Source organism: Brunnivagina elsteri CCALA 953, from assembly GCF_002289455.1.
Lineage (GTDB): Bacteria > Cyanobacteriota > Cyanobacteriia > Cyanobacteriales > Nostocaceae > Brunnivagina > Brunnivagina elsteri.
In genome coordinates this window covers 1-5,630 of record NZ_NTFS01000412.1, presented here as the reverse complement: position 1 = coordinate 5,630, position 5,630 = coordinate 1, and the positions used below count along the sequence as shown (strand labels likewise).

The 5,630-nt window shown below is 40.4% G+C and carries 5 protein-coding genes; 1 reads left to right on the top strand and 4 read right to left on the bottom strand.

Annotated features, from left to right (window positions below; all coding sequences use genetic code 11):
- Positions 1–348: 348 nt before the first annotated feature.
- Positions 349–1,176, bottom strand: coding sequence for a DALR anticodon-binding domain-containing protein (locus CK510_RS25255; protein ID WP_095724297.1), 828 nt, complete (start codon positions 1,174–1,176; stop codon positions 349–351).
- A 309-nt stretch (positions 1,177–1,485) separates the two neighbouring features.
- Between CK510_RS25255 and CK510_RS25250 the strand changes: the two genes are divergently transcribed.
- Positions 1,486–2,205, top strand: coding sequence for a Crp/Fnr family transcriptional regulator (locus CK510_RS25250; RefSeq protein ID WP_095724296.1), 720 nt, complete (start codon positions 1,486–1,488; stop codon positions 2,203–2,205).
- A gap of 124 nt (positions 2,206–2,329) precedes the next feature.
- Here the strand turns inward: CK510_RS25250 and CK510_RS25245 are convergent, their stop codons facing one another.
- From CK510_RS25245 to CK510_RS25230, 3 genes are all read right to left on the bottom strand, one after another.
- Positions 2,330–3,406 carry a PstS family phosphate ABC transporter substrate-binding protein gene (locus tag CK510_RS25245; protein ID WP_095724295.1) on the bottom strand — a complete coding sequence of 359 codons (1,077 nt, stop codon included), beginning with the start codon at positions 3,404–3,406 and terminating at the stop codon, positions 2,330–2,332.
- A 15-nt stretch (positions 3,407–3,421) separates the two neighbouring features.
- A complete protein-coding gene (locus CK510_RS25240; RefSeq protein ID WP_342746001.1) occupies positions 3,422–4,063 on the bottom strand; it encodes an ABC transporter substrate-binding protein in 642 nt (213 codons plus the stop codon).
- A gap of 454 nt (positions 4,064–4,517) precedes the next feature.
- Positions 4,518–5,564: a PstS family phosphate ABC transporter substrate-binding protein gene (locus CK510_RS25230; RefSeq protein ID WP_095724292.1), complete on the bottom strand. Its 1,047-nt coding sequence runs from the start codon at positions 5,562–5,564 to the stop codon at positions 4,518–4,520.
- Positions 5,565–5,630 lie beyond the last annotated feature (66 nt).

The window sequence follows — 5,630 nt, the reverse complement described above, 5'->3', positions numbered from 1 at the left end:
TATATCCGCGATCGCATTTCTTTGATCGGAAATATCCCATCTTTGGGCAGTATTATTCGGGACAAATCTTCGCTTAACCCGTTTGGTTGGTCGTGGATGCCAGAATAAATCTTTACCCCGAAGTATTGATGGGATACTACCAAACTAACCATTAACCACCAACTAATTAACTATTTCAAAATAATAAAAAATCAGAAAGGACACCGACGACTGGCCGTGTTTCGTCTCGGTGTCCTTGCTGGTTCGCTCCTCACACACCAGTAAATATATCTTGACTACCTCATTCCGTCAACAGTTGTTACAAAAATTTATTATCTTTTAAGTATTAGGAAAAAAGAACGAATTTTCCTACAGTTCTGGCAAGGCAGAAATGCCCAATTTATCTTCCAGAAGAAACTGCAATACAACTTGAGTCACCAGCACTAATCCTAATCTTGCCAGTGCAAGTTCAGTCAAACCCATTTTCACCTCACCCCAAATATGACAACTCCGCCAAAAATCCTCAAAAGCTTTACTTATAGATATTCCTGTTTTCTGCCAATGCCGCATATCTATATTGTCAAGATAAGCGAAATCATCTAATGCAGTTACAAGTTCCCCAATTAAACGACGGGATGCTAAATCAGTTAAACGAAATTTAGACTCTCCATCCACCACCTCATTATCAACCAACCAAGGAATCTGTAATTGTTGATTCACTTGTATCAATCCCTCACGTTGCCCCAGTTTCAACAAAGAGCAACAACGGGCATGGGCATACTGCACTGAAAACAGAGAATCAGAACTAGGTGATATTGAGGAAGGCAAAAAACTTGTTGCCTCTCCCATCCCCTCAATTACACTTTGGAAACAGCCTGCTACCACCGAATCCCTTACTTGAATATGAATCCAAGCAGGTTTTACCACCTCAACTCGAAAAGATGCGTCACAATTTCTTAAAAAATGAGAAGCAATGTGACTTGCAATCGCTGAAGCATCCAACTGATAAGCCTTTGCCAGCTTGAGAGCTATCCCAGAAAGATACAAAACTTTACCTTTCTCTCGGCTTTGATATACAAAATTCTCTTCTTTTGGGATGTATAAGTTTTTTGCATAGGTGGCATAAATACTTAGTGATACTTGAAAATGACCATTTACTAACTGCTTAACTGCTGTGTATTTGCTAACTAGTAGCATTTGAGTCACATAGTATACTGATGACAATAGGGGAAAGTACCAACGTTCGTAGTGTTATGTCATCTACCTTTCGACATAACTTTAATTTAGAAGGAGAAAAATAAGAATTCTATGAAATTTAATAAATAATGGGTAAAAATCACTACCTTCATAGTACAGTAGGATGTATAACAAAAAGAGTAGAAATAACTTTCTACTTTTTATCTGGCTGGCACGTTAGGTGTTACGCCTGAAAGTTGCCACACAAAGACACTCCTTGCACCTTTTATTTTGACGTCTTTGTACTCAGCCAAAACCTCTTTGTTACCTATGCAATCTCCATCCTCCTTTTCAGAGGCATCACGTCCTTTTTTAACTTGGCAACGTATTCTTGACTGGGCTCAAGAACACTATCGCTGCCGCACCTTCAGCAAAGATGAGCGCATTCCAGCTCGACCTGGATTGCTGTACTTAGTGCAAAGAGGTGCTATCCGCATGGTGGGAACCGCTCAAGTCAGTGCGACAGCCAGTCAACTAACGTCTCGTCGTATCAATAGAACTCCAGAAGAAGCTTTCTTAGGATTCGTTGGTGCTGGTCAGCCGTTTGAAATTGTTGCTCAGTCTCCTTTCACACTCCAAGCTTACGCCCACGTCGATCAAACTGCGGTGTTGTGGATGTACTGGCATGACTTAGACAACTGGCCTCATTTCCGCCGCGAAGTCATGGATGCTTTCAGGTATCAGCACCAGCGTAAATTGCTGTGGTTGAGTGCCTTGGGACAACGGCGCACAATTGACCGACTCCTGGGTTTCCTCACTTTGTTAATTGAGGAATATGGTGAGCCAGCCATGAGTGAAACTGACCCCGATGTAATTCGTGGTTACTGTTTACCATTCCCTCTCACCCATGCCCAAATTGGTAGTGCGATTGGTTCAACTCGCGTTACCGTGACTCGTTTGATGGGTAAATTGCGTCAACGCGGTTTAATTTTGACTCAAGGTGATAACCTAATTTGCTTACCAGCTGAGTCGATTAACCGATCCAACTAAGGCATCCACAGCACGGTAATGTTATCTCCGTGCTGGGGTTCCAGGCAACTAATTGGATAATGCTGTCGGGGGGGATTTCTAGATACTCTCCTCACTCTATTCCTTGGGGGAAGCATTATCCCTGTTATCGAATTTTCACAAATCCAGCTTGGGAAATTAATTCCTGCCCTTGCTGAGTAAGTAGTAAGTTGGCATATGCATCACCAGCCTGTTGTTCGATTTGCCCATTCTGTTTGACCACCACGAACAGATTACGGGTAATCGGATAGCTACCAGATTGAAATGCTTCAATGTTTAGTTTGTTGCGTTTACCAGGACATTCAGTCGGGAGAACGAATGGTTCTTGGTAAGGGCTAACATATTTGCCTTGCGATCGCCCCAAAGGTAAGGGTCTAATTGAACATTGGGGAACGACTTCTGGGGCAGAAGCGAAGTAAATGCTACCGGGATTCTCTGCGACTTTTTTCAGCGCTTGGGTGGTGGTGGAAATAAATTCCACTGTGGGAGCAAATTTTTGACCACCCAAGATGTCCTGAACAAATAGTTCGACGGTTCCACCATCTTCAATCCGACGGGAGTAGGGTTTGATGGGAATATCGGAACCACCTAATTCTTTCCAATTTGTGATTTTGCCTGTGTAAATAGACTTTAATTGCTCTACCGTTAAGCCGGGTATGTTTAGGTTAGGGTTAACTGCAGCTGCTAATCCATCTATCGCTACAGGGATTTGTTTGAGGTCAAAGCCTCTTTGTTTAGCGCGGGTTATTTCTGTATCTGTTATTGGTCGAGAAGATTGGGCAAATGTGAGTTGACCGTCGATTAAAGATTGTATTCCTGTAGCAGAACCTGGTGTTACATTATTGGGCTGTACGTATCGCAGTCGATATTCGGGTTTTTCTCTTTGGATTATTGAGTCTACTGCCAGTCGAATAGGTGCCCAGGATGTACTACCACCGTAGTTAAACAATCCTGTGGGCACGTTTTCTAAACTAGCTAAAGTTGTCCCAGTCTTCTCGGCAGGTTTTTCAGTAACGGTTGTGCTGTTGTTCGGGGATTGAGAATTACTTGATTGGGGATTAGTAGCTTGATTGGAGTTCAAACCAGTGAATTTTTGATTAAACCACCAAAAACCACCTGCTATTAATGCAGTTGTGATTAGTAGGGACAGAATTAGGACTGGTGTTTCATTTTTTTGCGACATTGTGACATATTGCTACTAGGGTGATTCTGGAACAAATTCATAACCGACATTCAGACGCTTGCTGGGGACAATTTTGACAATTTGGACAGAGGTATTACGATCACCTGATGGGAGAAAGCGAATTGTCCCGGAAGCTCCTTGGGTGGAAAAGTCTGGACTGGAAAGGGTTTGTTGAATATTTTCCCTTGTGGGGTTGCGTGCGATCGCAGCAGTCAGAGCTAGTGTCGCATCATAGGACATGGCACTGCGCCAATTTACATCCGCTCCCCATAATTGACGGGATTTTTGAGGGAAATCAGATTTATAGTCGCCACTAATATGCCAAGGTATGGTGATAATCATACCTACGGCTTGTTCCCGTCCAATTTCCAATGTTTTTAGGGTGTAGATATCATCTCCAGCCAGCAAGGGTAGTCGTTTTTGGTTAATTTGTACCACCTGTAAAGCTTTATCAAGGGTACTAGTATCGCCTGCTAGCATGATTACTTGTGTATTTTGCTTGGTTAGTTGTTCGTAACTTTTGACGGCACTAAAATCAGATTTTGACAAATCAAATTCGTTTGTTATTTGTCCACCTCCCAAGGAAACTGCGGTCACAAATTCTGATTTAAGTGACTGGCTGTAATTGCTTTGAGAGTTGAAAAAAACAGCAACTATTTTGTTGTTCTGAACTAATATTGTCTATTTTTGCACCGGAAATCTTGAAAAACCACCAAGCTCCTAGACCTATTAATCCTAGTGTAATTAATAGTGATAGCAAAAGAATTACATTATCTTTTTTCTGCGACATATACTTTGATTAAAATAATACATTTATTGATAACAATCTTACCTTTATTTCTTCTATTCCATTCTGCCCCCTGCCTTTCCCCTACCAGAATTTTATCGTTATGTATAGCATATTACGTATTTTTGAAAAAATTCGTAAAGTTGTTTGGAGAATTTTGGATTTCTCATTCCGATTCCCAACTTAATACAACATATTTACCTAACCCCCAATCATTTCTTATGTAGAGAAGGGGAGGAAGATAAGCTTATTTGACTCGTCTGAAAATTGCTATAGTAAACATTCGAGAAAAATCCTGGTATAACCAAGAATTTTAAATTTTGCTTACTTAATTCTCACAAAACCTGATTTAGAAATTAAAGCTTGACCTTGGTCAGTTAATAATAATCGAGCGTAAGCATCACCAGCTTGTTGGTCAATTTGTCCATTCTGCTTGACAATCACGAATAATGTTCGAGTTATTGGATATTTTCCCGATTGAAATGCTTCTTGGTTAATCTGATTAAGCTGTTGTGGACATTGGCTTTTAGTTTCTAATGGTTCTTGATATGGAGCAACGACTTCACTTGCTTTACGTCCAATTGGTAAGGTTTTTACAGTACATTGGAAAATTACTTCTGGTGCTGATGCATAATAAATACTGCCTTCATTTTGTGCAACTTGTCTTAAAGCGGCGGTAGTATTGAAGATAAATTGAACATTACTGCCAAACTTTTCTTTTTCTAAAACATTTTGGTAGAAAAATTCTATAGTTCCCCCATCTTCTAAACGACGTGAATAGGGTTTAATTGCTAACTTTGGTCCACCAACTTCTTGCCAATTTGTGATTTTACCTGTATAAATCTGTTTGATTTGTTCGATAGTTAAACTAGATATATTTAAATTTGGATGAACTGCGATCGCAATTCCATCGATGGCAATGGGTATTTCTTTGAGGGTAAAACCTTTTTGCTGGGCAATTTGGTGTTCCTGGGGTTCTACTGAACGGGAAGATTGGGCAAATGCCAGTTGGTTATCCAGTAGCATTCTAATTCCTGAACCTGAACCAGGTGTGCCAGATATGGGATCGGTATAACTAATTTGATATTTGGGCAAAACTGTTTTGATGGCAGAATCGACTTCTTTACGGATTGGTGCCCAAGTTGTACTACCCCCGTAACGAAATAATCCACTAGGAACATTTTGTACCTGAGCAAGGGTTTCTTCGTTAGCTTTTGCTGGTGATTTTGCAGATTGCTGCGATGAATTACTGCTTGAAGATACAAATTTAACATTGGTATTTCTTGCTAACCAAAAGTAAACACCACCTACTAATCCCAATGTAATTAATAGCGCCAAAAACAGAACTGCTGCTTCATTCTTCTGGGTCATAGGAGATTTTTTGATTAGTTAAGTTGTTAGTAATATTCGATTAAAATTTAGTTAAATAAGTAGTGA

Excerpts from the sequence above, each read along its gene's own strand:
- CK510_RS25255 (WP_095724297.1), bottom strand. The coding sequence starts at position 1,176 with ATGCTACTAGTTAGCAAATACACAGCAGTTAAGCAGTTAGTAAATGGT.
- CK510_RS25250 (WP_095724296.1), top strand. The coding sequence starts at position 1,486 with ATGCAATCTCCATCCTCCTTTTCAGAGGCATCACGTCCTTTTTTAACT.
- CK510_RS25245 (WP_095724295.1), bottom strand. The coding sequence starts at position 3,406 with ATGTCGCAAAAAAATGAAACACCAGTCCTAATTCTGTCCCTACTAATC.
- CK510_RS25230 (WP_095724292.1), bottom strand. The coding sequence starts at position 5,564 with ATGACCCAGAAGAATGAAGCAGCAGTTCTGTTTTTGGCGCTATTAATT.